Below are 269 nucleotides of genomic sequence, written 5' to 3'. Positions count from 1 at the left end.
TATTGTGTTATATGTACCCGTACCGCAAACCGACACAGGTAGATGAGGAGAGAATCCTAAGGCCGGCGGGAGAAGCATTGTTAAGGAACTCGGCAAAATGACCCCGTAACTTCGGGAGAAGGGGTGCCACTTTAGTAGAGTGGTCGCAGAAAAAAGGCTCAAGCAACTGTTTAGCAAAAACACAGGTCTATGCGAAACCGCAAGGTGAAGTATATGGGCTGACGCCTGCCCGGTGCCGGAAGGTTAAGAGGAGAAGTCAGGAAACGAAG

The 269-nt window shown here is 50.2% G+C and carries 1 rRNA gene; it reads left to right on the top strand.

The annotated features are described in order from the left end of the window. Positions 1-269 (top strand): 23S ribosomal RNA (locus SBH76_RS13665); the annotation flags it as partial.

Origin of the sequence: Lachnoanaerobaculum sanguinis, assembly GCF_033242365.1 — a bacterium.
GTDB lineage: Bacteria > Bacillota > Clostridia > Lachnospirales > Lachnospiraceae > Lachnoanaerobaculum > Lachnoanaerobaculum sanguinis.
The sequence above is the reverse complement of the archived record's forward strand: the minus strand, read 5'-3'. Positions and strand labels throughout refer to the sequence as shown.